Source organism: Sulfitobacter pacificus (assembly GCF_030159975.1).
In the GTDB taxonomy this organism is placed as follows: Bacteria; Pseudomonadota; Alphaproteobacteria; order Rhodobacterales; family Rhodobacteraceae; genus Sulfitobacter; species Sulfitobacter pacificus.
In genome coordinates this window covers 1,804,281-1,827,472 of sequence record NZ_BSNL01000001.1, presented here as the reverse complement: position 1 = coordinate 1,827,472, position 23,192 = coordinate 1,804,281, and the positions used below count along the sequence as shown (strand labels likewise).

At 58.5% G+C, this 23,192-nt stretch carries 22 protein-coding genes; 8 read left to right on the top strand and 14 right to left on the bottom strand.

The annotated features are described in order from the left end of the window. Position 1 precedes the first annotated feature (1 nt). From cobT to QQL78_RS09195, 5 genes are all read right to left on the bottom strand, one after another. Positions 2-1,879: a cobaltochelatase subunit CobT gene (gene cobT / locus QQL78_RS09215; protein ID WP_284372745.1), complete on the bottom strand. Its 1,878-nt coding sequence runs from the start codon at positions 1,877-1,879 to the stop codon at positions 2-4. Next, the gene (locus tag QQL78_RS09210) at positions 1,876-2,577 is read right to left on the bottom strand and encodes an aspartate/glutamate racemase family protein (RefSeq protein ID WP_284372743.1); all 702 of its coding nucleotides are present in this window, start codon (positions 2,575-2,577) and stop codon (positions 1,876-1,878) included. Before QQL78_RS09210 ends, cobT begins: the two co-directional genes overlap by 4 nt. 15 nt (positions 2,578-2,592) lie before the next feature. Continuing rightward, positions 2,593-3,579, bottom strand: coding sequence for a cobaltochelatase subunit CobS (gene cobS, locus QQL78_RS09205; RefSeq protein ID WP_284372741.1), 987 nt, complete (start codon positions 3,577-3,579; stop codon positions 2,593-2,595). A 133-nt stretch (positions 3,580-3,712) separates the two neighbouring features. Then, complete coding sequence (locus QQL78_RS09200) at positions 3,713-5,365, bottom strand: hypothetical protein (protein WP_284372739.1); 1,653 nt, start codon at positions 5,363-5,365, stop codon at positions 3,713-3,715. Between the two features lie 34 nt (positions 5,366-5,399). After that, positions 5,400-6,026 (bottom strand): DnaJ domain-containing protein, encoded by a 627-nt coding sequence (locus QQL78_RS09195; protein WP_284372737.1) that lies wholly within the window; start codon positions 6,024-6,026, stop codon positions 5,400-5,402. Between the two features lie 77 nt (positions 6,027-6,103). On the opposite strand from QQL78_RS09195, the gene QQL78_RS09190 reads away from it, so the two are divergent. Further along, on the top strand, positions 6,104-6,361 hold the full coding sequence (locus tag QQL78_RS09190; RefSeq protein WP_284372734.1) for a BolA family protein: 258 nt from the start codon (positions 6,104-6,106) through the stop codon (positions 6,359-6,361). A gap of 9 nt (positions 6,362-6,370) precedes the next feature. On the opposite strand, the gene QQL78_RS09185 is transcribed toward QQL78_RS09190, so the two are convergent. From QQL78_RS09185 to QQL78_RS09165, 5 genes are all read right to left on the bottom strand, one after another. Beyond that, entirely contained in the window at positions 6,371-6,886 is a 516-nt protein-coding gene (locus QQL78_RS09185; RefSeq protein ID WP_284372732.1) for a DUF4177 domain-containing protein, read from the bottom strand. Positions 6,887-7,003: 117 nt separating this feature from the next. After that, positions 7,004-7,483, bottom strand: coding sequence for a thioesterase family protein (locus tag QQL78_RS09180; RefSeq protein WP_284372730.1), 480 nt, complete (start codon positions 7,481-7,483; stop codon positions 7,004-7,006). Positions 7,484-7,560: 77 nt separating this feature from the next. Then, positions 7,561-9,069, bottom strand: a complete 1,509-nt coding sequence (gatB, locus tag QQL78_RS09175) for an Asp-tRNA(Asn)/Glu-tRNA(Gln) amidotransferase subunit GatB (protein WP_284372728.1) — start codon at positions 9,067-9,069, stop codon at positions 7,561-7,563. Positions 9,070-9,177: 108 nt separating this feature from the next. Next, entirely contained in the window at positions 9,178-9,966 is a 789-nt protein-coding gene (locus QQL78_RS09170) for a lysophospholipid acyltransferase family protein (RefSeq protein ID WP_284372726.1), read from the bottom strand. A gap of 149 nt (positions 9,967-10,115) precedes the next feature. After that, a complete protein-coding gene (locus tag QQL78_RS09165) occupies positions 10,116-11,414 on the bottom strand; it encodes a hypothetical protein (protein ID WP_284372724.1) in 1,299 nt (432 codons plus the stop codon). A 417-nt stretch (positions 11,415-11,831) separates the two neighbouring features. Here QQL78_RS09165 and QQL78_RS09160 point away from each other — a divergent pair, with 417 nt between their 5' ends. Beyond that, on the top strand, positions 11,832-12,437 hold the full coding sequence (locus QQL78_RS09160; protein WP_431358334.1) for a transglycosylase SLT domain-containing protein: 606 nt from the start codon (positions 11,832-11,834) through the stop codon (positions 12,435-12,437). A gap of 30 nt (positions 12,438-12,467) precedes the next feature. Here the strand turns inward: QQL78_RS09160 and QQL78_RS09155 are convergent, their stop codons facing one another. The 3 genes from QQL78_RS09155 to pepN are packed head-to-tail and all read right to left on the bottom strand — an operon-like array spanning position 12,468 to position 16,201. After that, positions 12,468-12,863, bottom strand: coding sequence for a hypothetical protein (locus tag QQL78_RS09155; protein ID WP_284372721.1), 396 nt, complete (start codon positions 12,861-12,863; stop codon positions 12,468-12,470). Between the two features lie 35 nt (positions 12,864-12,898). Beyond that, positions 12,899-13,636, bottom strand: coding sequence for an SDR family oxidoreductase (locus QQL78_RS09150; RefSeq protein WP_284372720.1), 738 nt, complete (start codon positions 13,634-13,636; stop codon positions 12,899-12,901). Positions 13,637-13,639: 3 nt separating this feature from the next. After that, on the bottom strand, positions 13,640-16,201 hold the full coding sequence (gene pepN / locus QQL78_RS09145; protein ID WP_284372719.1) for an aminopeptidase N: 2,562 nt from the start codon (positions 16,199-16,201) through the stop codon (positions 13,640-13,642). Between the two features lie 104 nt (positions 16,202-16,305). On the opposite strand from pepN, the gene QQL78_RS09140 reads away from it, so the two are divergent. The 5 genes from QQL78_RS09140 (at position 16,306) to QQL78_RS09120 (ending at position 20,449) form a co-directional block, all read left to right on the top strand. Beyond that, on the top strand, positions 16,306-16,521 hold the full coding sequence (locus QQL78_RS09140; protein WP_284372718.1) for a hypothetical protein: 216 nt from the start codon (positions 16,306-16,308) through the stop codon (positions 16,519-16,521). A gap of 111 nt (positions 16,522-16,632) precedes the next feature. Beyond that, positions 16,633-16,791, top strand: coding sequence for a DUF2256 domain-containing protein (locus QQL78_RS09135; RefSeq protein WP_386257807.1), 159 nt, complete (start codon positions 16,633-16,635; stop codon positions 16,789-16,791). Positions 16,792-16,898: 107 nt separating this feature from the next. Further along, on the top strand, positions 16,899-19,049 hold the full coding sequence (locus QQL78_RS09130) for a malate synthase G (RefSeq protein ID WP_284372716.1): 2,151 nt from the start codon (positions 16,899-16,901) through the stop codon (positions 19,047-19,049). A gap of 70 nt (positions 19,050-19,119) precedes the next feature. Then, entirely contained in the window at positions 19,120-19,545 is a 426-nt protein-coding gene (locus tag QQL78_RS09125; RefSeq protein WP_284372714.1) for a GlcG/HbpS family heme-binding protein, read from the top strand. Between the two features lie 127 nt (positions 19,546-19,672). Further along, on the top strand, positions 19,673-20,449 hold the full coding sequence (locus QQL78_RS09120; protein WP_284372712.1) for a gamma-glutamyl-gamma-aminobutyrate hydrolase family protein: 777 nt from the start codon (positions 19,673-19,675) through the stop codon (positions 20,447-20,449). A gap of 56 nt (positions 20,450-20,505) precedes the next feature. On the opposite strand, the gene QQL78_RS09115 is transcribed toward QQL78_RS09120, so the two are convergent. Continuing rightward, complete coding sequence (locus tag QQL78_RS09115; protein WP_284372709.1) at positions 20,506-21,087, bottom strand: REP-associated tyrosine transposase; 582 nt, start codon at positions 21,085-21,087, stop codon at positions 20,506-20,508. A gap of 520 nt (positions 21,088-21,607) precedes the next feature. On the opposite strand from QQL78_RS09115, the gene QQL78_RS09110 reads away from it, so the two are divergent. Beyond that, the gene (locus QQL78_RS09110) at positions 21,608-23,182 is read left to right on the top strand and encodes a Re/Si-specific NAD(P)(+) transhydrogenase subunit alpha (RefSeq protein ID WP_284372708.1); all 1,575 of its coding nucleotides are present in this window, start codon (positions 21,608-21,610) and stop codon (positions 23,180-23,182) included. The last annotated feature ends 10 nt before the right edge of the window (positions 23,183-23,192 follow it).

The following is a 23,192-nucleotide window of genomic DNA, read 5'->3' as shown; positions in this document are numbered from 1 at the left end:
ATCAACCCGCGCGACGCATGCCCATGACACGCGCCCGTGCCCGTGGATCGCTGTCAAACAGCGCCGCCAGTTGTTCGGTCATCGCACCGGCCAGTTGATCCACATCCGTGATCGTCACCGCACGGTCATAATAACGCGTCACGTCATGGCCGATGCCGATTGCCAGCAACTCAACCGCTTTGCGTTTCTCGACCATGGCGATCACGTCGCGCAGGTGTTTTTCCAGATAATTCGCCGGGTTCACCGAGAGGGTGGAATCATCCACCGGTGCGCCATCGGAAATCACCATCAGGATCTTGCGGGCCTCGTGGCGGGCGGTCATGCGGCGGTGCGCCCATTCCAAGGCTTCGCCGTCGATGTTTTCTTTCAACAAGCCTTCTTTCATCATCAGGCCCAGATTGTCGCGGGTCCGCCGCCAAGGTGCATCGGCGGATTTATAGATGATGTGGCGCAGGTCGTTCAAACGGCCCGGTTGCACGGGGCGGCCATCGTTCAGCCATGCCTCGCGGGCCTGACCGCCTTTCCATGCACGGGTGGTAAAGCCGAGGATTTCGACCTTGACGTTGCAGCGCTCCAGCGTGCGGGCCAGAACATCCGCACAGATGGCAGCGATTGAAATCGGGCGGCCCCGCATGGAGCCGGAGTTATCAAGCAACAGCGTCACACAGGTATCGCGAAATTCCGTGTCTTTTTCCTGTTTGAATGACAGGGGCGTGGTCGGGTTCGCCACCACACGCGCAAGGCGCCCGGCGTCCAGTGTGCCTTCCTCCAGATCAAACTCCCAGGACCGGTTTTGCTGGGCCTGAAGACGGCGTTGCAGCTTGTTGGCGAGGCGCGAAACCGCACCTTTCAGCGGTTCCAACTGCTGATCGAGATAGGCGCGCAGACGCTCCAGCTCGACTGCATCGGCCAGATCTTCGGCACCAATCACCTCGTCATGGGTGTCGAGGTAAACCAGATAATTCGGGTCGGCGTCGGACACGGGCTGGGGCGCGGGGGGCTCCATCGGGGCATCGCCCTCGGGCATTTCGGCCTCTTCGCCCAGCTCTTGGTCAGCCATATCGTCCATAGAGACCTGCGCCTCGGAACTGTCCTGCTGTTCTTCCTGCGATTGCTCGGCGCTGCCTTCGGCCTCTTCTTCGTCCTGATCATCCTGACCGGTGCTGTCGGGATCCTGTTCCTCTTCCGCACCTTCCTCGGCTTCGTCCTCGTTATCTTCGTCCAGCATGTCCGGGTCATCGCCCAGCTGGTCGGCATACCCCAGATCACTGATCATCTTGCGGGCGAATTTTGCGAATTCGGACTGGTTGTCCAGAATATCGTTCAGGTTTTCCAGCGTGCCGCCGGCCTGATCCTCAATAAACCCGCGCCACAGCTCCATGGCGTTTTCCGCCCCCGCAGGCAGGTCGCGCCCGGTGGCCAGATGACGCACCAGATAACCCGCAGCTGTGGCGAGGGGCACATCGCTGGCATGTTTGGCCTGATCATAGCCTTTGCGCAGCGCTTCATGTTTGATTTTGACGTCAATGTTGCCAGCCGTGCCGGGCATGTCACGCGCGCCCATGGCCTCGCAGCGCGCAGTTTCCATCGCCTCGTAAAGATCGCGTGCCATGTCGCCCTGAGGTGCATATTTCGCATGGGTCTGGCCGTTGTGATAGCGCCGGTTCAACGCCAGCGCATCCGCCGTGCCCCGTGCCAGCAACACCTCTTCGCGGGTCATGCGGCGGGACACCTGCGGCAGGCGCATGGTTTCACCGGACAGGCCGGAAGGGTCGACCGAATAGGTGACGTTCAGCTCAGGGTCGTTTGCCATCACTTTAGAGGCTTCAGCCAAGGCCTTCTTAAATGCATCTGCGGGGTTGTCGGATGGTTTGCTCATGTCGTCTGCCCCAATGCATGTTCGTTCAGGTCCGCCTGACCCGTGGCCAGCTTGACCAAAAGGTCGATATGTATGTCTAACGCGTCGATCACCGGATAGCCAACATCGCGCCCGTCAAAAGCGAGGTTCAGGTCCGTGCCCGCCAAAACCACAGCATCTGCGCCGGCTTTCATCAACTTTTGCCCCTGTTCAAAGAAATAGGCCCGTTGCGCATCGGTACAGGTGCTGGAAAGCGCCATATCCAGATAGGTTTGACCTGCGCTTGTAATATCGTCCGGTGCAATGGCGGCGGTGTTTCCCAGCTGCCCATAAAGTTTCGTACGCATCACAACAGCGGTTCCCAAAAGGCCAACGGTTTTGATGCCTTGTTGCACGAAATACCCGTCAAGCGGTGTCACACCACTGATCAAGGGCAGAGCAGAGAGAGGCAGAGTTTCGTTAATGCAAAAATGTCCACCCAGTGAGGTGATCACCGCACAATCGGCACCGGCTGCGTTTAGGCGGTCGATCAGTCCAGCGTAGACCTCTGCCTGTGCGGCACGGTCATCGGCCAGATTATTCTTGACCAGAACGTTGGCGTCTGCATTTACGAGGGTCAGTTCCAGCGGCTGCCCCAATGCACGCAGGGCTGCCGTCAGTTTCTGGTAGTAAACAACCGTGGATGCCGGACCAATGCCGCCGATTAGACCTAAGTGCATGACGCCTCCCTAGGATCACCCCAAGCTCACACTCGCCGCTGACTCTGGCAATTCCTCGTCAAACAGACGCTGATAGAATTCTGCTACGGTCTGGCGCTCCAGCTCGTCACATTTGTTCAGGAAGGACAGGCGGAAGGCATAGCCGACGTTGCGGAAAATCTCGGCGTTCTGAGCCCATGCGATGACCGTACGCGGTGACATCACGGTGGAAAGTTCACCGTTCATAAAGGCCGTGCGCGTCAGATCGGCAACCGTCACCATCTGCTTGACTGTCTTGCGGCCTTCGGCGGTGTTGTAATGCGGGTTCTTGGACAGAACGATAGAGGTTTCCGCATCAATGCTCAGATAGTTCAACGTGGCGACCAGTGACCAGCGGTCCATCTGGCCTTGGTTGATCTGCTGTGTCCCGTGATACAGGCCGGTTGTGTCGCCCAGGCCCACTGTGTTCGCAGTGGCGAAGATACGGAAATGGGGGTGCGGTTCGATCACCTTGTTCTGATCCAGCAGGGTCAGCTTGCCGTCGACTTCCAGCACACGCTGGATCACGAACATCACATCGGCGCGGCCCGCGTCATATTCATCAAACACAATTGCGGTTGGATTACGCAGGGCCCAAGGAAGGATACCTTCCTGAAATTCAGTGACTTGCACGCCGTCTTTCAGTTTGATCGCGTCCTTGCCGATCAGGTCGATCCGGCTGATGTGGCTGTCGAGGTTGACGCGCACACAGGGCCAGTTCAGACGGCTTGCCACCTGTTCGATGTGGGTGGATTTCCCGGTGCCGTGATAGCCCTGCACCATGACGCGGCGGTTGTGGCCAAAGCCTGCAAGGATCGCCAGCGTCGTGTCGGGATCAAACTTATAGGTGCTGTCCAGCTCCGGCACGCGGTCAGTGCGGTCGGCAAAGCCTTTGATGGTCATATCCGTATCAATGCCAAAAACGTCACGGACGCTGATGTCTTGGTTTGGTTTTGCGTCGAGATCCAGCGTGCCGTCGGCCATTGGGGGGTGTCCTTTCATCCGCTCTCCCCCAAGGGGGAGATTTGTTCGGGCAATTGGTGCAACATATCAGGGATAGCCGCAAGGGTTGGCCTAACGGTTTATTCCCCGTTCAGTCCAGTTTATTGTATTGGTATTAAGACATAGCCGCCTGTGCACAACCGCAGGCAGCTTTGACAGGGCGATCCGCGCGGGCCTCTGCCAGATCCAGACGCAGTTTGAGGTGGGCGGTTTCAGCGGTTTTATCCTGTGCCATCAGACAGTCATACAGACCGCGCAGAGCCCAGACGTTATCGGGATGCTGGCAGGCACGGGGCAGACCGGGCGCAAGGCCAAGATCCTGACGGAACACCTCTTCGGCCTGAGCAAAATGGCCCTGTTCAAACAGCAAGGCCCCCAGCGCATGGCGGGTCGGCTGCATCCAGCCCCAAGGTTCGTCATATGGCAGGGCATCATCCAGCGCGACTGCATCACGCAGACGTTTGAAGGCAAGCTCATACTCACCCTTGCGGTAAGCAAGCTCCCCATCAAGCATGGCGGTTGCAATCTCAAGCAGGTCGACGGCGCGCACATTGTGCAGCAGGCGGGTGTCTGGCACACGGGCCTTGGCGGCGGTGAAGACCGCGTGCTGCGCTTCGGCCTCTGGAATGCGACCAAGGGCGGAGAGGGCCAGCGCCTTGGCATATTCGATCATCGCAACCTTGGTGCAGCGGGTTTCGATGTCGTCGGGCAGGGGCAGCTTCAGAATGTCCTCCCACATGCCGAACCGGATCAGCACATGAGGTTCCATGCTGAGGTAGGCCTCAAAGAAATCCGCCATCGGCGGGGATTTGATGTTCAGCAGCGCGTCGGGCGTGGTGGCATCCATACCGCGCACGGCCCGCATGGCCGGTTCAAATTGCCCAAGGAACAAGGCCCCGTAGATGACAAAATGATAATTATGCTGCCGGTAGCCGGTGTAGATGTTGAACGCACCCTCCGCCTCATAATATTTCAGATCCGCCTCAATCGCCTTTTCGTTCCAGCGCACCACGTTTTCGTAATGGCCGCAGAGCACGTCGATATGGCTGGGCATATGCACGATATGGCCTGCGTCAGGGACAAGCGTGCGCAGGACGTCACTCGCCTTGAGCGCCAGTTCGGGAAAGGGCGACATTTCCATCAGATGCACGTACAGATGCAGCACACCGGGGTGGGCCATGCCATCGGGCAATGTCATCTGGCGTTCAAGGACCACGCGGGCCTCCAGTGTGGCGGCACCTTTGGCGACCGCGCCGGTTGGCAGGTCCCACATATTCCACGGTGTCAGGTTCATCAGGGCGTCAACATGGATCGCCGCAATATCCGCATCATCGGGGAATTCGGCCTGTACGCTGCGCATCGCATCGGCAAAGGCGTGATCCCAAGGGGCCATATCGTCAACCGGGGCACGTTGGGGGTAGCGGTGGATCAAGGTGTTGATCAACGCCTTTTCCGGCGCACTTATATGGGCGATATGCACCAGGGCCTTACGCGTGGCGGTATAGGCCTCATCCAGTGCTTCGGCCAAGCCTTTGGAATCATAAAGTTCCCAAGGCATATTGTAGTTGGGGCCCGCAGCATAGGCATGGCCCCAATAGGCCATGGCACAGGTCGGATCCGCCTCTGCCGCGCGTCTGAAACAGGCAATCGCCTCTTTATGGTTGAACCCGTAGATCCAGTTCAAACCACGATCAAACCACAGCTGTGCCTTGGCGCTTTTGGTGGTTACCTTGCGGGAATATCGTCCCAAATCATAGGGATAGTCCATTCTGGCCTCCTTGCCCGGCGCAGAGGCCAGGCCCTTAATCCTTGAAACTGCGGCTGCCCTTGATCTGGTCCCATGCCCACATCACCTGCTGCAACTGGTCTTCCTGACTGCGGTCCCCGCCGTTCATATCCGGGTGCAGCACTTTGATCAGCATCTTATAGGCCTTGCGGATTTCCGGCTTGGTCATGTTGTCCTTGACCTCCAGAATCTCGACCGCGCGGCGCTCGGTGGGGGGCAGGCGACGGCCGGATTGCGCGCCCTTGCCGGGATTCTGGGTGGCGTTCTTGCCCAAGACCTGATGCGGGTCCTCAATGCCCAGACGCGCCCATGCACGGGCCTCTGGATCACCGATTGGCTTGGTCTTGCGCTCCCAGACTTTATCCTCGGATTGCTGGGCATTCATTTCTGCCTCTGTGGTGCCGTCAAAGAAGTTCCACTTGAGGTTATACTCGCGCACGTGTTGCTGGCAGAACCAGAAATAATCATCCAGTACGTCAGGTGCTTTGGGCGCGCGGAATTTGCCAGCCTCTTCGCAACCGTCATGGTCGCATACCCGCGTTGAGGTTTCTGATGCGCCCGACATGCCACGGCGGCCCCGTGGGTTCTTCTTTTTGGAGGTCGACACGGACATGTCGAAACCGAAGGGATCTGATTTGCTCATGGGGATAGACCTTTCCGACTCAGGCTGGTCAGTCTAGAGGCTGTGGGGCGATATTGAAGGGGGCAAAGCGAAAAAATATGTCGAAAACGCAAGAGATTGAAGCGCGGTTGCGCGCGGCGCTGTCACCGCGGGAGTTGGATGTGGTGGATGACAGTGAAAGTCATCGCGGCCACGCCGGATTTCAAGAGGGTGGCGAGAGCCATTTTAACGTGCGTATTCGCGCAGAGGCCTTTGCCGGTTTGTCGCGGATCGCACGCCACCGCGCGGTGCATGGCGCAATCGGGCCGGAGCTGATGGGCCGCATTCACGCATTGGCGCTTGATCTGGATGTTTAAGAACGCCGCTTAATCTTCTGTTTTATTTACTTTTCGCGAAGCGGCCAGGGTTTCAAGCGTAGAGCCGATCCCTTCAACATCAGTGGTGTCTTCCACCCCGTTGTCCCAAGGCGAGGCTTCGTCGCCCTTCGCCTTTTGGGCGGAATCCTCCTCGACGTTTTGAGTGGGCTCTGCTTTGGGTGTGTCCGGTTCCGGCGCAGCCTCTGCTTCTGCGGGCGCAGGTGTGGCGGTATCGGCTATCACTTCGGCGGGCGGGGGCAAAAGCTCTGGCGCAAAGGCCTCGGCGTCATTTTCGCGCAGACGGCGGAACACCAGTACATTGCGCCACTCGGTGGTGGTCGAGGTCAGGCCAGCGCGTTCAATGCTGGGCAGGGTTTCGGCGCGCTGGTATTCCCAGCCATCGTCGGCCAACCCGTTCATTAATTCAGCGAGCGCATGGGAAAACCGGGCCTCGGCCCCTTTGACGCCTTTGGCTTTCAGGCCCTTTTGCGGGGCGGGAACAACTTTATACTCGTAACGGGGCATGGGATGTCTCTGATTTGGGTTCAGGCGGTTTAGCCGATGAGATCGGGAAAGGGAACGGGCCAGTGGGCGGCGGCGTCAATTTCTGCTGTGGTTTTTGCTCGGGCAGGCGCGCGCGGATCAGCGCGGCTTGCGCGTCAGGGAGATCTGGCGGCCGATGCGTGAAGGATCGGCAAGCGCGGGCTGGCTTGCCTTGTAGGCGGCCAGATTGTCCTGAATGTGTTGCGGCATTGGTGCAACTTTGGGGCCGGATTGATCAACATGCAGGGTCAAACCCTCGCCCGTGGCGGCGAGCCAGCCATCCTTGTGATAAAGCTCGCTGTAGCTGTGAAACCGTTTTCCGTCGAAATCCACCAGATGGAAGGTTGCGTAGACCTCGTTGCCCTCATGCAGTTCGCGCAGATAACAGACATGAAATTCGGCCACATAGGTGGTGCAGCCGGTGGTCTTTACATAGTCAAAACCAAAGCCGATTTGTGGGTAGAGCTCATCAATAGACTGGTCAAACAGCACGTTATAATAGGCCATGTTCAAATGGCCGTTAAAGTCGATCCATTCGGGCTTTACCGTCATCAGGCTGGAGCGGAAGGAGGCATTCATGGGGCGGGCTTTCCGTAGGGCGGGGCTGCCCCCGCCTTTCTGTTATCGTGGCGTGCGGTGGCTGGGAAAACCCCGCGCTACTTGAGCTTGGCCGCCACGATCTGGTTTACTGCTTTCGGGTTCGCCTTGCCGCCGGTGGCTTTCATCACCTGACCAACAAACCAGCCCGCCAGTTTCGGGTTGGCCTGTGCCTTGGCCACTTGATCGGGGTTAGCGGCGATGATTTCATCCACTGCGGCCTCGATCGCGCCGGTGTCTGTGACCTGTTTCATGCCTTCGGTCTCGACGATCTCGGCGGGGTTGCGCCCTGTGGTATAGCTGATTTCAAATACATCCTTGGCGATTTTGCCAGAGATGGCGTCAGAGCTGATCAGATCCACGATTTCACCCAGCTGTGCAGGGGTGACAGGGCTGTCAGAGATGTCTTTTTCGTCTTTTTTCAGACGGCCAAACAATTCGTTGATCACCCAGTTTGCGGCCATTTTTCCGTCCCGACCCTTTGCAACCGCCTCAAAATACCCGGCGCTGTCCAGATCTGCGGTCAGGACGGAGGCGTCATAATCCGACAGGCCAAAGTCATTGATAAACCGCGCCTTCTTGGCGTCTGGAAGTTCCGGCAGATTGGCGGCGATGTCATCGACCCAGGCCTGTTCGATCTCCAGCGGCAGCAGGTCGGGATCGGGGAAATAGCGGTAATCATGCGCTTCTTCTTTGGAGCGCATCGAACGGGTTTCCTGTTTGTCTGGGTCAAACAGGCGGGTTTCCTGCGTGACTTCACCACCGGCCTCGACAATGGCGATCTGGCGGCGGGCTTCAACGTCGATGGCCTGCTGGATAAAGCGCATGGAGTTCATGTTCTTGATCTCGCAGCGGGTGCCGAGGTGGGAAAAATCCTGTGTTTCCTGATACTTTTCGTATTGGCCGACACGGCAGATCGATACGTTCACATCGGCGCGCATGGCACCGGACTGCATGTCGCCGTTGCAGGTGCCCAGATAGCGCAGGATCTGGCGCAGTTTGGCCAGATAGGCGGCGGCCTCTTCGGGGCCACGGATGTCGGGGCGGGAGACGATTTCCATCAGGCAGACACCGGTGCGGTTCAGATCCACAAAGGACATGTTCGGGTCCATGTCATGGATCGATTTACCCGCGTCCTGTTCCATGTGGATGCGTTCCACGCGCACCAGACGGGCGGTGCCATCCCCCAGTTCCACCAGAACCTCGCCTTCGCCAACGATGGGTTCGTAAAGCTGCGAAATCTGATAGCCCTGCGGCAGGTCGGGGTAGAAATAGTTCTTGCGGTCAAAAGCAGATTTCAGGTTGATCTGCGCCTTCAGGCCAAGACCGGTGCGCACCGCCTGCTCAACGCAGAATTCGTTGATCACCGGCAACATGCCCGGCATGGCCGCATCAACAAAAGCGACGTTGCTGTTGGGTTCGGCACCAAATTGTGTCGAGGCGCCGGAGAAGAGTTTTGAATTGGAGGAAACCTGCGCGTGGACCTCCATACCAATGACAAGTTCCCAGTCGTGTTTTGCGCCTGCAATCACGCGGGGTTTCGGGGTGTCGTATGTCAGATCAAGCATGGCTGGCCTCGTGTGCGCTGGTGTTGGCTTGGTCTTAGGACAGGCGGCGGGGTGCTGCAAGAGCGCGGGCGCGATATCGCGACGGGCGAAAGGGGGGCAGGGCCGGTTTTAAGGCGCTCTGGGAGGTTGAGGCGCGTCAAAGGCCGCCATCATCGCGGCGCGCAGGCGGGCCAGATCCTCATCCACCGTCGCGCCTAGATCGCAGATGAAGGGGGGCAGGGTCTCGATACGGATGGTGCCGCTGGCGGGCATGAATTTGCCCCGTGGCAACAGGCGATCACTGTCGTGGATCACGATGGGGGTGATGCTGCGCCCGGTGGCCCGGGCCACCAGCACGGCACCAGCTTTGAATTCCCCCAAAGATTGGGTTTTTGTGCGGGTGCCTTCGGGAAACAACACAACAGATCGGCGCGGCGGCATGTCGCGCACGGCAGCTGTCAGGGTTTCCATCGCCACAGAGCCGCTGGCCCGCTCAATCGGTACCAGCCCCGCGCCATCAAACCCGGTACGCAGCAGCCTGCTTTTCCAGAACTCGCTTTTGGCGGCAAAAGTAAACCATTTGGCATCAGGCACCACATGCATCAGAGCAAACCCGTCCAGATGGCTGCGGTGGTTGATCACGATGATGCTGTTGGTGTCTGCGGCAAGGGCTGCCTTGCCTGTGTCTGTCATTTCCGCGCGCAGGCTCAACAGCCACAACAGGTGTGAACAGGCCCGTTTGACCTTGCGCCAGTACCAGCCACGAAAGCCTTTGCGTCCGGCACACAGCAGGGGGATGAATCCGATGAACAGGAAATAGAACGGCCCAAGCAGGATCAAGATGCTGCGTTTGATCAGGCGGATAGGGAATGCATCAATCGGGGCAGATGTGCCGGGAATGTTTTTCATGGCATCCATTGACTGGCCGTCCCTCGGGGACAGCGGGGGGCCATGAAAGGGCAGAGGGGTGCGTCATGACTTACGCAAAGCAGGAACCGGCCGCAGGGCCGACCCCGTGTTAATGTGTCAAATGACGTATTGTCGCAAGATGAAACCGCAGAGCCCTATCAGCATTCCATGGCGACCGGGCCGGATTCGGTAAAGACAATCCGCTTGCCCGAGGCAATTTCAGAGCTGAACAGCGAAGAGATCAGCCGCACCGCATCATCGCGGCCAGAGGCGGCAAAGCGACCGGGGGAGTGAACCCGCAGGTTGTTGTCAAAGCCACGCGCCGCATGGGCCCAGATCATCGGGTGCAGCTCGGTCAGATGTTCACGCACAATCCACTGGGAGCAATTGGAAATCTGTGCGCGAATCAGATCAGCACGGTCGTTGCCGGAAAAGCTCTGACCAATGGAGTTTGCACAATAGGCGGCCAGCAGGTTGGCGGTATAGGCGTCCGGTTTGCGGGTCAAAATATCGTGCAGACCTTCGATGAAGAAATCCAGATCAAGATTTGCACAGGCATCGTCGTCACAGGAGATTGCGTCAAACTGCACCCAAGTATAACCACCAGCGCCCCAGATATGTTCGGTACGCGCAGCGGTGCGTCGGGCTTCAAGCTCTAGCTCTGGATAGGAACCGTACCAGCGCGGCAACAAATGGTTGCCCATGGCCCGCATCGGGCGCGGGTTGGCCGGATTCAGATTGATCAGCGTTTCATAGCTGTCCGCGACACGCTGCTTGGCTTCCTCATTGCCGCCAAGCAGGGCACAACAGGTTGCGGCCAGCAAGGGCGAGTTTAGGCTCTGGGGGCAGAACTCTGCCATGATATCGGCAGCACGGTCAAAATGGGCTTTGAAGGCCGCGCGGTTGCGGGCGGGAACCTCAATGTCCCAGCCGGTTCCGCGCCATGCCCAGGCAATGTCCATATGGGCCTGAGCCACAATGCAGGCCATGACATAGCAGTTGGGGTGATCGACAAGTTCATGTTCCAGCGCTTCGATGCCAGCCAGAATAGGCGCACCTTTGGCAGGTTTGCCATCCATCAGAACATGTTCTGCGGCATGTACGACGTCCGCACGGGCGCCAAAGGACAGCAAATCCGCAATCGGCATTGTGCCGGGGGTCATGTGACGCTGGGCATCTGCAATTTTGATGGCTTTGACAAGGTCGTCCCAGCGTTCCTGGCGCACCAGATATTGTGCACTGGCCAGATGTTTGTCACGCACCGAATCCTCGGCAGTGGGATCGGGGCAGGGAATATGCAGCACATCTTCGACGGGGACAGGCATCACGGTGCGCGGAACACGCCGTCGGATCAACGCAGGCGGGACCGGCGTGTCAGCTTCTGGTGTGCCGTTTGCGCGCAGCATGCTGCCCAAGGGGCGCATGTGTTTTTGAATAAAGGCGCTGAGGGGTCTCATCAAAGGGAATCCAATAACACGTTTCGGTTGGATCAAATCTGGTCGACCAATGGGGCGTAACAGTGGCAAGCGTGGGATTAATTCACGGTAATTTTGCTGGGCTGGCGGGGCATTGCCGATCCATGTGTTGGGGCAAAAGGCGCTATTTGTTCCGTCTTTGTGAACGATCATTGGTTTCCGGCAGCTTTGTTGCCGGGTTGTGTTGCTGCGCCCATCTTGAACTTGCCAAAAGCGCGTTTTGCTTTGCATACTCCGTCGATGAAAAAACTTGGCTATATATTTGTATGTGCGCTTGTCGGGGGGGCTGGCCCGCTGGTTGCGGAGACGGCGATCCGCCCGCCTGCGCGTAGCGGAGCGGTGGAAATGGTCCCGGCCAAGGCCTCGATTGCAGATCCGCTGATGGAAAACACGGGGCAGATGTCCCCGATGGAACAAACCAACACCCTTGTGACCAACCTGCGCCCACCAGCCCGTCCTGCACAGATCCCACGCACCCGCTGGCAGCATATGGGGGGGCATCAGCTTTGGACCCGCGCGGCCCTGTCGGCGTTGAAAGAACATGGCAAGCCTTTGGTTGATCTGGTGCCGGCCGATATCGAGAACTGGTGCCCGAAGTATCCCACCGCCAGCGAGGCAGAGCGGCGCGCTTTCTGGGTCGGGTTCATGTCGGCGTTGGCCAAACACGAAAGCACTTACAAGCCATGGGCGGTGGGCGGCGGCGGCCTATGGTACGGCTTGTTGCAAATCCTGCCAGCAACGGCGCGGGGGTATAAGTGTAACGTCGGCACCGGTGCGGCGCTAAAGAACGGTGCGGCAAACCTCAGTTGTGCGGTGCGCATCATGGCCCATACGGTGCCGCGCGATGGGGTGATCCACGGCTATAAGAAGCGCAAAGGGCAGGGGGTGACGGCGGATTGGGGACCGATGCATTCAGCGTCCAAACGGCGTGACATGGCAAATTGGCTGAAGCGGCAGAATTATTGCAAGCCGGTCAATGCCACGCGGCCCCAATCGCGGCCCTAGGGTCAAGCACCAAACCGCTGTATCCTTGAGCTACTGCATCAATTGAAAGTGGAAGCGTTTGGTGGTGAGGCCCCTTTCCTTCAACGCCGCCTCAAAGGCGTGATGTGGCGGGGTTGCCTCAAACGGTAGGCGGACTTTGGCACCGGTCTTTAGCACCAACGTCACCTTGACCGAAAAATCCAGCCGCGTATCAAATCGGATGTGGTCGATCTCTTCCAAGGCGACAGTGGCGCTGCGCCGTCCTGAGTGCCAGTCCAGCGCATCTTCTGTCAGGGTCAGCCCACTGGCAGGGTTGTGCAACAGGTCCCAACAGGCGGGCAGGGTGAATACTGCCAGCAGGGTGATAATCCAAAGGGCAGCGTCAAACCCGATCCACAACACCACCAGACCAAGCCACAAAGACGCAACAACAAGGGCGGTGCGCATGCTGCGGCCTTGGGCGGTATAGGTAAATGGCGCGCTCACCGTCCGCCGGTCACATCAAGCGTTGAACCGGTGATATAGGATGCCTCTTGCGACAGCAGGAACAGAACCGCCTGAGCGATTTCATCAGCAGAGCCGGTGCGCCCCATGGGCACGTTTCGGGCCAGCCGCGCGGCGCGGTCGGGATCACCGCCCTTGGCGTGGATTTCCGTGTCGATCAACCCCGGTGCCACGGCCATGACCCGGATGCCTTTGCCTGCCACCTCGTCTGACAGCCCTTTGGTAAAGATGTCGATCGCGGCTTTAGAGGCGGCATAATCAACATATTGGTTGGCTGATCCAAGGCGCGCGGCGGCAGAGGTGATGTTGACGATCACGCCGCTGCCCTGTGCCTCCATGCGCCGTACGGCCCCCTGTGCCACCATAATGGCCCCGATGACATTGACGTCGAACATCTGGCGCAGGCGGGCATGGGACATTTCGGTGACACGGGCGGCCTGATCGACGATGCCCGCGTTATTGATCAGCGCGTCGATGCGGCCATGGGTTTTGTCGATGCGGTTATACATCTTGTCAATCGCGGCAGGGTTGGACACATCTACCTGCATGACCAGCGCCTGCGCACCCGCTGCATTGGCCACCGCCGCCACCTCCTCGGCCCCCTTGGGATCAGAGTTATAGGTCAGCGCAAGGTCATAGCCGCGCTGGGCGGCCAAGCACGCGCAGGCGGCACCAATGCCGGCAGAGGCACCGGTAATCAGGCAAACGGGTCTCAAGGCTCAGGCTCCTTTGATGCGGGTCAGCATTTCGGTGGTGTCGCGGCTGAGGTCCGGTGTGGCAAGGATACGCTCCACTTCGGCCAGTATTCTGGCCTGACGGTCCGCGTCATAGCGCTTCCACGTCTGGAAGGCGGAACACATGCGTGCCGTGGTCTGCGGGTTCAGCGGATCAAGGGTGATCAGCCAGTCAGCCAGCAGAGTATAGGCATCACCGCTTTTGTGGTGAAATGCGGCGTGATGGCCGATCAGGGCGCCAAAGACGGCGCGGAACCGGTTCGGGTTCTTGTGGTTGAAGTCGGGATGATCCGTTAGCCGTCGGGCGGTATCGGCCCCGTCTTCCGGTTTGGCACAGCTGACCTGCAGGCCGAACCATTTGTCCATGACCAGCCGGTCGTCTTTCCACTGTTGGTAAAAGGCATCAAGCGCGGTGCTGTCCTCACCATGACGCAGGATCTGGCTTAGGGCGCTGATCTGCTGGGTCATGTTATCGGCGCTGTCGAATTGCGCTTGCGCGGTTTCAGTCCCGCTGCGGCGGCTGATGAAGGCCAGCATCACATTGCTCAACGCGCGTTTGCCCGATTGCGCGGCATCCGGTTGATAGGCACCGCTGACGCTGTGACGGGCGTAAAGATCAGACGCAGCATCAGCAAAGGTTTCGGCCATGGCATCACGTATCTGTTCGCCAACGGTGAACAGCTGTTCAGGATCGGGCACTTCCCCCGCTTCATGCAGGACATTGGCCAGTTCGGCAGGGCCGGGCCAGTTGATCATCAAGGCGCGGAACGCCGGATCAAGGCTTTCATCCAAAGCAATGCCCTTGATCGCGTTCAGGAAAGCAGGGTCGGGCGCGGCCCCGTCGCGGATCATCGCAAGCATGGTGGTGCGGGCCAGCATATTGCCCGCTTCCCAGCGGTTGAAAGGGTCTGTGTCAGCGCTGAGCAAAAGCATGCGATCCGCGTCCGACAGATCATGCGTCAGCACCACAGGGGCGGAGAACCCGCGCAGGACTGATGCAACCGGTCGATCCTCAAGCCCGGTAAAGCGGAAGCTCTGGACCTCTTTGGTCATTTCAAGAACCTTGGTCTCCAAGGCTTCGCGGCCATCGGGGTAGATCAGGCCAATAGCGATTGGGATGACCAGCGGCTGTGGTTCCGGCGTTGCGGCGCTGGGCGGCGTGTGCTGGGTGAAGGTCAGGGTCAGCGTGTCCAGCTCAAAACTTTCCTCGACGGACAGGCGCGGGGTGCCAGCTTGGGAATACCAGCGTTTGAATTGGGTCAGGTCGCGGCCTGTGGTGTCCTCGAATACCTTCAGCCAGTCCTCAATGGTGGCGGCATCGCCGTCGTGGCGGTCGAAATACAGCTCCACCGCTTTGTAATAGGCATCCTCTCCCACAAGGGTTTTCAACATGCCGATGACCTCGGCCCCTTTTTCGTAGACGGTGGCGGTGTAGAAGTTGTTGATCTCCTGAAAGCTCTCAGGACGCACGGGATGGGCCAGTGGGCCTTGATCCTCGGCAAACTGCCGCCCGCGCAGGTCAATCACATCACTGATACGTTTGACGGGCGCGCTGCGCATGTCGCTGGTGAACTGGCTGTCACGATAGACGGTCAGGCCTTCTTTTAAACAAAGCTGGAACCAGTCGCGGCAGGTGATACGGTTGCCGGTCCAGTTGTGGAAATACTCATGTGCGATGATCGCCTCAATGCGTTCAAAGTTCATATCGGTCGAGGTTTCGGGCGAGGCGAGGACGGCAGAGGAGTTGAAGATGTTGAGGCCTTTGTTCTCCATCGCGCCCATGTTGAAATCATCGACGGCCACGATGTTGAACAGATCCAGATCGTATTCACGTCCGTAAACCTGTTCGTCCCATGTCATCGAAGCCTTCAGTGCGCCCATGCCAAAGGCGCATTTGCCTTCGTCGCCGGGACGGACATAGAGGTTCAGATCAACCTGGCGTCCGTTCATGGTGGTGAATGTATCGGAGTGGGCGACCAGATCACCGGCAACCAGCGCGAACAGATAGGCGGGCTTGGGCCATGGGTCGTGCCATTCGGCGTGGTGTTCGCCGGTCTTGACCGGGTTGCCGTTTGACAAAAGCACGGGGTGCGGCCCGTCGATGGTGACGGTGAAGACCGACATCACATCAGGGCGGTCGGGGTAAAAGGTGATCTTGCGAAAACCCTCTGCCTCGCATTGGGTGCAATACATGCCGTTCGACATATAAAGCCCCTCAAGCGCGGTGTTGTTCGCCGGATCAATCTCAACCTCGGCTTCCCATGTGAAAGATCCGGCAGGCACGGCACAGGTCAGCCCTTCGCCCGTCACCTCTGGATCAACCGCTGTGCCGTCAATCTGGGCAGAGATCAGTTTCACCTGTTCGCCATGCAGGAACATGGTGTCTGGGGTGTCGCCTGCATAGGCAGGGTTGCGGGCAAAGCGGATCACGCTGCGCACGCGTGTGGCATGAGGATCAAGGGAAAAATGCAAATTGACGCTTTCGACGGTCCAAGGATAGGGCGTGTAGTCGGACAGGAAAATGGTCTTGGGGGCAGCGTCACGCATGGGGGACCTCAAAAAAGATGGGAACGTTTGGTTTGCCCGCAGGTTAGTCTGTCAACAACAGACCCTCAACAGGTCAAACGAGAGCAATCCAAAAGGAGACATCTATGTCAGCCCCCGACACAAATATTGAAAAGCAGAAAGACAACCACAAGGCACCGTTGCTTGGCGTTAAAGGCGCGATTGGGTTTGGTGCCTTGATGCTGATTTTGGTACTGGGATTCACCATGGCCAATTCCAATGATCCGCAAGGGGATGCGGGGCTGAACCCGGTTGACGGGGCTGCCGCCGAAACCACTGCTACTGGCACAGCGTCTGACTAGTCCCATGCGCCGCCCGCTTGTGAGGTGGCCGGCCAGTATCTGAAACGATGACAGGGTGACGCGGATTTTCTGCGTCTCCCTGACTTTTTCTAGCAAATTTCAGCTCGCCCAATGCGATGTGGCCGGATCATGCCCAAGATGCCGAAGAAATCTGACTTGCCGCAAAAGATCTGTGCGACCTGTGGGCGTCCGTTTCTGTGGCGGCGCAAATGGGCTTCTGTCTGGGCGGAGGTCCGGTTTTGCTCCAAACGTTGTAAGTCACAGCGTTAAAGTCGCCTTGCCAGCTTTGGTAAGGTTTTTTGACCGCGTTGCCTTGTGAGATGTACCCATAGGCTTTATGGGTTTCCGAAAGGAAACATCCGCCGGAGGAACGTGGCATGCAACGCATCGACAAGCAGGGATTGCAGGTGGACACCGCATTGGTGTCTTTTGTGGAAGATATGGCGCTGCCCGGAACGGGTGTGGCCGCTGACGCGTTCTGGACCGGATTTTCTGCCCTCGTGCATGATTTAGGGCCAAAGAACCGCGCGTTGCTGGAAAAGCGCAGCGAGCTCCAGCGTCAGATTGATGATTGGCACAAGGCCCGCCAAGGTCAGCCCCACGATGCGGATGCCTATGCCGCATTCCTGCGCGAAATTGGTTATCTGGTGCCGGAAGGGCCGGACTTTGCCATTGAAACCAAAGGTGTCGATCCTGAAATTGCTGCGGTACCAGGGCCACAGCTGGTGGTGCCGATCACCAATGCGCGTTTCGCGCTGAATGCGGCGAATGCCCGCTGGGGCAGCTTGTATGACGCCTATTACGGTACCGATGCGCTGGGCGATCTGCCAGCAGCGGGCGGCTATGACACGGCGCGGGGCGCGCGTGTGGTTGCGGCGGCCAAGGCGTTTCTGGACGATGCTGTGCCTTTGGCCGCGGGCAGTCATGTTAACCTGACCGGCTACTGTGTGGCGGATGGCGCAGTACAGGGTGTCACGGCGGATGGGTCGGTCACGCTGGCGGATACTGCACAGTTTGCCGGATATGAGGGTGCCGCGGATGCGCCCACAGCCATCGTATTTCAGAAAAACGGATTGCACATCATTGTGCAGATCGACGCCAGCCATGCGATTGGCAAGGACGATCCGGCCCATGTATCGGATGTGATCATGGAATCAGCCCTGTCGACCATCATGGATTGTGAAGACAGTGTCGCGGCGGTGGATGCCGAGGATAAGGTTGTTGCCTACACCAACTGGCTGGGCCTGATGAAAGGGGACCTGTCAGAGACGTTTGAGAAAGGCGGGCAGAGCCTGACGCGGGTGATGAATCCGGATCGTGCATACACGGCACCGGATGGTGGTACGCTGACGCTGAAAGGCAGTGCGCTGATGTTGATCCGTAACGTGGGTCACCTGATGACCAACCCTGCGGTATTGGCCCGGGACGGTGCAGAAGTGGGCGAGGGGCTGATGGATGCGATGATCACATCCTTGATCGCAATGCATGATCTGGCGCGGGACGGTGGCAATTCGGTTGCGGGCTCTGTCTATGTGGTGAAACCCAAGATGCACGGGCCAGAAGAAGTCGCCTTTGCCGACGAGATTTTCACACGTGTCGAAACCGTGCTGGGCCTGCCGGCGAACACAGTCAAGATGGGCATCATGGATGAGGAACGCCGCACCTCGGTGAACCTCAAGGAATGTATCCGCGCCGCCAAATCGCGGGTTGCCTTCATCAACACGGGTTTTCTGGACCGCACGGGGGATGAAATTCACACCTCTATGGAAGCCGGACCAATGGTGCCCAAGGGTGATATGAAGAATGCTGCATGGATTGCCTCTTACGAGGACCGCAATGTGGATATTGGTCTGGCCTGTGGCTTGCAAGGAAAGGCGCAGATCGGCAAGGGCATGTGGGCCATGCCTGACCGGATGGCAGATATGATGGTGGCCAAGATCGGGCATCCGCAGTCAGGTGCGAATTGCGCCTGGGTGCCGTCCCCGACAGCGGCGACCCTGCATGCGATGCATTACCATAAGGTTGACGTTCTGGCGCGTCAGGAAGAGCTGAAGGCAGGCGGGCCGCGCCGCACACTGGAGGATCTGTTGACGATTCCGGTGTTGTCGGGCCGCAACCTGTCCGATGATGAAATCACCCGCGAGATTGAGAACAACGCCCAAGGGATCCTTGGCTATGTGGTGCGCTGGGTGGATCAGGGCGTGGGCTGTTCCAAAGTGCCCGACATCAATGATGTGGGGTTGATGGAAGACCGCGCCACCTGCCGGATTTCTGCACAGGGTCTGGCCAACTGGTTGCACCATGGTGTGGTGACAGCCGATCAAGTGACAGCCGCGCTGCATAAGATGGCGCAGGTGGTGGACCGCCAAAATGCTGGGGATCCGCTGTATAATCCGATGGCACCGGGGTTTGACGGGATTGCGTTTCAGGCCGCCTGTGATCTGGTGTTCAAGGGCCGCGTACAGCCGTCGGGCTATACCGAACCAGTATTGCATGAACGGCGGTTGGAGCTGAAGGCGGCAGGCTGAAAAGCAGGCTTGGGGCGGTGCCGCCCCGAGTTTACCAACGAAAAGTAAAGACTAGAAAAGGGTCATAGAGATGGCAATTTCATTGCGCAAGGCGCGCACGATCATTCGCAAGGCATTGGACAAAGGCCGCGAGATGGACCTCAAACCCCTGTCAGTCGTGGTGTTGGATGCAGGCGGCCATGTGCAGGCTTTTGAGCGCGAAGACGGCGCGGCGCCGGGCCGCTTTGCCATTGCCCATGGCAAGGCCTACGGCGCGGTGATGCTGGGCATGGCGGGCACGGCCCAGATGAACCGGGCAGAGGATCAGGCGTATTTCATGGCGGCGGTGAACGGGGTTTACGGCGGGCAGGTCATTCCGGTGCCCGGCGGCGTTTTGTTGCGCGACAAGAAGGGGGCGGTGATCGGGGCGGTCGGTGTGACCGGCGATACCTCTGACAATGACGCGGTGGCAGCGCTGAACGGGATTGAAGCGGCGGGATTGACCGGCGAAATCTGACCCTGCTGAAAAACCTTGCACTGTCGCCCCAGCGGGCGGCAGAGGCACCTACAAGCCGCCAAGTTTACTTGAGAGATCCCAGCGCCTGTCCTATACTGGATGCAGAGCAGGCAATCTTTGGTGACTTATGGCCCGACCCGTCGTTGGCATTATCGGCAATTCCTATCTTTTGAATGACCAATATCCGGTGCATGCAGGCGGGCAGATGAACTCTGACGCGATTTCTGAAGTATCCGGGTGTATGCCGCTGATCATTCCTTCGGATCCCCGCCATGTCAGCGTCGAGGAACTGTTGAACACCTGTGACGGGTTTCTGTTTACCGGCGGGCGGCCCAATGTACATCCCGAAGAATACGGCGAGGCGGAAACGCTGGCGCATGGGGCTTTTGATCGCGCCCGCGATGCCATTGCCCTGCCGCTGATCCGGGCCTGTGTTGAACGGGGGCAGCCGATTTTCGGCGTTTGCCGTGGCTTTCAAGAGGTGAATGTCGCCATGGGGGGCACGCTCTATCCTGAAATTCGCGAATTGCCGGGGCGGATGAACCATCGGATGCCCCCCGACGGTACCATTGAAGAGAAATTTGAGCTGCGCCATGATGTGACCTTTACCGAGGGCGGCGTGTTTCACAAATTGCTGGGCAGCACGGTAGTGCGCACCAATACGCTGCACGGGCAGGGGATCAAGGAAGCTGGCGCGCGGATTGTGATTGACGGGCATGCGGAGGATGGCACGCCAGAGGCGATCTACGTGCAGGGCGCAGCCGGGTTTACATTGGCGGTGCAGTGGCATCCTGAATGGAATGCTAATGCGGATCCGGTCTCGCGGGCGCTGTTTGCCGGTTTCGGGGATGCTGTGCGCGCTTGGACAAGCCGTAGTGACGCACCTGCGCTCAAGGCTGTTTGATCCCAGCGGCGTTGCTTGCTGCCTTTGCGGATTACCAGACCGCGACTGAGCTGATCCTAGGGCACAACCCCGGCAATCTGTTTCGTTTCATTGGGTAATCTGGTGGTTGGCCTTTGCGCGATAGGTTTGGCTTGCGTGCTATTGTGCAGGCTCAAGGGCAGGTTAATCCCCGCGCGCACGTCACGGTGCAGCGATGTATGCACCCATTCTTGCGGCGTGGCGCAAAGCCCTGCGTGGACCGGGCTGAAGTAGATCAAATCCCGATGGCGCATAAAATCATCCGCGTCACGGATCACATGCTGCCAATGGTGCCTCAGCCAGATGCCTTTCTCACCCCGCTTGATCTGACCCGAACTGCGATTTTCGGACATCGGGCAGCCGCGGGAAAACCGGGATTTCAACATGGCGATCCGGCGGGGGCAGGCCCTTTCACCGGGGGGCAGGGTGCAGAGCATGTGAAGGGTTGCGGGCAGTACAGAGATAGCATCGATGCGAAAGGGATGGCGGTTGAGGGTCTCCCGCATTGCACGGCGCAGCAGATCGATCCGGCGCAGCAACAGGTCGCTGTGTGGGTCTGCAAGGCGGATCGTCAGGAAATAGGTGACGCCTGTGAGAAGGGGCTGCAGGGTGTATGACATGCGCGAGGTTAGGTCTGGTTTGGTTAACAATTGGTGAACCATTCCCGTCTTTGGAGCGACCTTTCTGATCTCCCTGACCTTGCGGCGGGCGGAATGTGGATGACGCGCTGGTTCTGGCGGGTCTGAACAGGTTGCCGTCGTTGGTTGGCTGCGATGCAGCATTGACGGGCCACGACCTTCAAGGGGGTGATGCGGTAGGACGAAACAGCGTGGCCCGCATAAATGTGATTCAAATTAAGGTAAAACACCTCCGTTGGGTGGGAAATATCCAGCTGGCAAGGCGTTCCGCAGTGACATTTTATTGCGCCTACTTTGGTCTTGGTTGAAATAAAGTTTCGGCACAGTTGAGCCTATTTTAGGGCGAAATCGGCAACTTACGGGGTAAACTTTGCGGTAGGAATCCGCTTTTCACCTTGAAATACTTGTTAATATGCTGCCATTTCGCTATTTGCTGCAGGTGCAAAACTATGCCCCGACGCGTATCAAAGACCAGCCGGGACCAAAATTGGGGGAAGACTGAGTGAAGATCGGAACGCCGAAAGAAATTTTTCAGGGAGAGAACCGCGTCGCGATGACGCCGGACTCCGCGCGACAATTGCAAAAGCTGGGGCATGAGTGCCTGATCGAAACGGGAGCGGGCGCTGCTGCCGGTTTCGCCGATGCCGATTACAAGGCTGCCGGTGTCGAGGTGGTCAAAACTGCTGCCGCCCTATGGAAAGCTGCAGATGTGGTTGCCAAGGTGCGTGCACCAAATGAGACCGAGATGAAGCGGTTGCGGGCAGAGCAGACCCTGATCTCCTTCTTCAGCCCCGTGGCTGATGAAACGAACATGAACAAGGCCGCCGAAAAGGGTGCCACCGTGGTCGCGATGGAAATGATCCCGCGTATTTCACGGGCGCAGAAGATGGATGCGCTGTCTTCCATGGCCAATATCGCCGGTTATCGCGCGGTGATCGAAGCAGGCAATAACTTTGGCCGTTTTTTCACCGGTCAGATTACAGCGGCGGGCAAGGTGCCCCCGGCCAAGGTTCTGGTTGTGGGGGCCGGTGTTGCCGGTCTGGCCGCGATCGGGACATCAACATCTCTGGGTGCGATTACGCTGGCCTTTGACGTGCGCCCCGAAGTGGCCGAACAGGTCGAGAGCATGGGGGCCGAATTTGTCTACCTTGATTTCGAGGAAGAGCAGAAAGATGGCGCGGAAACAGGCGGTTATGCCGCGGTGTCCTCGCCAGAGTTTCGCGAGGCGCAGCTGGCCAAGTTCCGCGAACTGGCACCGGAAGTTGATATTGTCATCACCACCGCGTTGATCCCGAACCGCGAAGCACCAGAACTGTGGACCGAAGATATGGTTGCAGCGATGAAACCGGGTTCTGTGATCGTCGACCTTGCCGCAGAAAAAGGCGGTAACTGCAAGTTGACTGTGATGGATGAGAAGATCGTGACCGAGAATGGTGTGACCATCATTGGCTACACCGACTTCCCCAGCCGGATGGCAACGCAATCCTCGACGCTCTATGCCACCAACATTCGTCATTTGATGACTGATCTGACACCGGAAAAAGACGGTGTGATCAACCATAATATGGAAGATGACGTTATTCGCGGGGCAACAATTGCCCACGCTAAAGAGGTGACCTTCCCGCCGCCACCACCCAAAGTGGCCGCAATTGCCGTGCAGAAGAAGAAACCTGCGCCCAAGGAACTGACACGCGAAGAGAAGGCGGCAAACGAGATTGCGGCGTTCAAGCAACAGACCAAGAACCAGGTGACATTGCTTGCCGTTGGCGGGGCGTTGCTCTTGGCCGTGGGGCTGGTTGCTCCGGCCAGCTTTATGCAGCATTTCATCGTGTTTGTATTGGCGGTCTTCGTCGGGTTTCAGGTCATCTGGGGCGTGGCGCACAGCCTGCACACACCGCTGATGGCGGTGACCAATGCGATTTCCTCGATCATCATTCTGGGGGCTTTGATGCAGATCGGGTCAAGCTCCTTCCTGGTGATATTACTTGCTGCCCTGTCGATCTTTATGTGTGGGATCAACATCTTCGGCGGCTTCCTCGTGACACGGCGTATGCTCGCCATGTTCCAGAAATCTTAAGGGGCTGATG

Excerpts from the sequence above, each read along its gene's own strand:
- QQL78_RS09195 (WP_284372737.1), bottom strand. The coding sequence starts at position 6,026 with ATGAGCAAATCAGATCCCTTCGGTTTCGACATGTCCGTGTCGACCTCC.
- cobT (WP_284372745.1), bottom strand. The coding sequence starts at position 1,879 with ATGAGCAAACCATCCGACAACCCCGCAGATGCATTTAAGAAGGCCTTG.
- QQL78_RS09115 (WP_284372709.1), bottom strand. The coding sequence starts at position 21,087 with ATGTCATACACCCTGCAGCCCCTTCTCACAGGCGTCACCTATTTCCTG.
- QQL78_RS09190 (WP_284372734.1), top strand. The coding sequence starts at position 6,104 with ATGTCGAAAACGCAAGAGATTGAAGCGCGGTTGCGCGCGGCGCTGTCA.
- QQL78_RS09155 (WP_284372721.1), bottom strand. The coding sequence starts at position 12,863 with ATGCGCACCGCCCTTGTTGTTGCGTCTTTGTGGCTTGGTCTGGTGGTG.
- QQL78_RS09180 (WP_284372730.1), bottom strand. The coding sequence starts at position 7,483 with ATGAATGCCTCCTTCCGCTCCAGCCTGATGACGGTAAAGCCCGAATGG.
- gatB (WP_284372728.1), bottom strand. The coding sequence starts at position 9,069 with ATGCTTGATCTGACATACGACACCCCGAAACCCCGCGTGATTGCAGGC.
- cobS (WP_284372741.1), bottom strand. The coding sequence starts at position 3,579 with ATGGCCGACGGCACGCTGGATCTCGACGCAAAACCAAACCAAGACATC.
- QQL78_RS09165 (WP_284372724.1), bottom strand. The coding sequence starts at position 11,414 with ATGAGACCCCTCAGCGCCTTTATTCAAAAACACATGCGCCCCTTGGGC.
- QQL78_RS09210 (WP_284372743.1), bottom strand. The coding sequence starts at position 2,577 with ATGCACTTAGGTCTAATCGGCGGCATTGGTCCGGCATCCACGGTTGTT.
- QQL78_RS09160 (WP_431358334.1), top strand. The coding sequence starts at position 11,832 with ATGTCCCCGATGGAACAAACCAACACCCTTGTGACCAACCTGCGCCCA.
- QQL78_RS09185 (WP_284372732.1), bottom strand. The coding sequence starts at position 6,886 with ATGCCCCGTTACGAGTATAAAGTTGTTCCCGCCCCGCAAAAGGGCCTG.
- pepN (WP_284372719.1), bottom strand. The coding sequence starts at position 16,201 with ATGCGTGACGCTGCCCCCAAGACCATTTTCCTGTCCGACTACACGCCC.
- QQL78_RS09135 (WP_386257807.1), top strand. The coding sequence starts at position 16,633 with ATGCGATGTGGCCGGATCATGCCCAAGATGCCGAAGAAATCTGACTTG.
- QQL78_RS09130 (WP_284372716.1), top strand. The coding sequence starts at position 16,899 with ATGCAACGCATCGACAAGCAGGGATTGCAGGTGGACACCGCATTGGTG.
- QQL78_RS09200 (WP_284372739.1), bottom strand. The coding sequence starts at position 5,365 with ATGGACTATCCCTATGATTTGGGACGATATTCCCGCAAGGTAACCACC.
- QQL78_RS09170 (WP_284372726.1), bottom strand. The coding sequence starts at position 9,966 with ATGGATGCCATGAAAAACATTCCCGGCACATCTGCCCCGATTGATGCA.
- QQL78_RS09140 (WP_284372718.1), top strand. The coding sequence starts at position 16,306 with ATGTCAGCCCCCGACACAAATATTGAAAAGCAGAAAGACAACCACAAG.
- QQL78_RS09125 (WP_284372714.1), top strand. The coding sequence starts at position 19,120 with ATGGCAATTTCATTGCGCAAGGCGCGCACGATCATTCGCAAGGCATTG.
- QQL78_RS09120 (WP_284372712.1), top strand. The coding sequence starts at position 19,673 with ATGGCCCGACCCGTCGTTGGCATTATCGGCAATTCCTATCTTTTGAAT.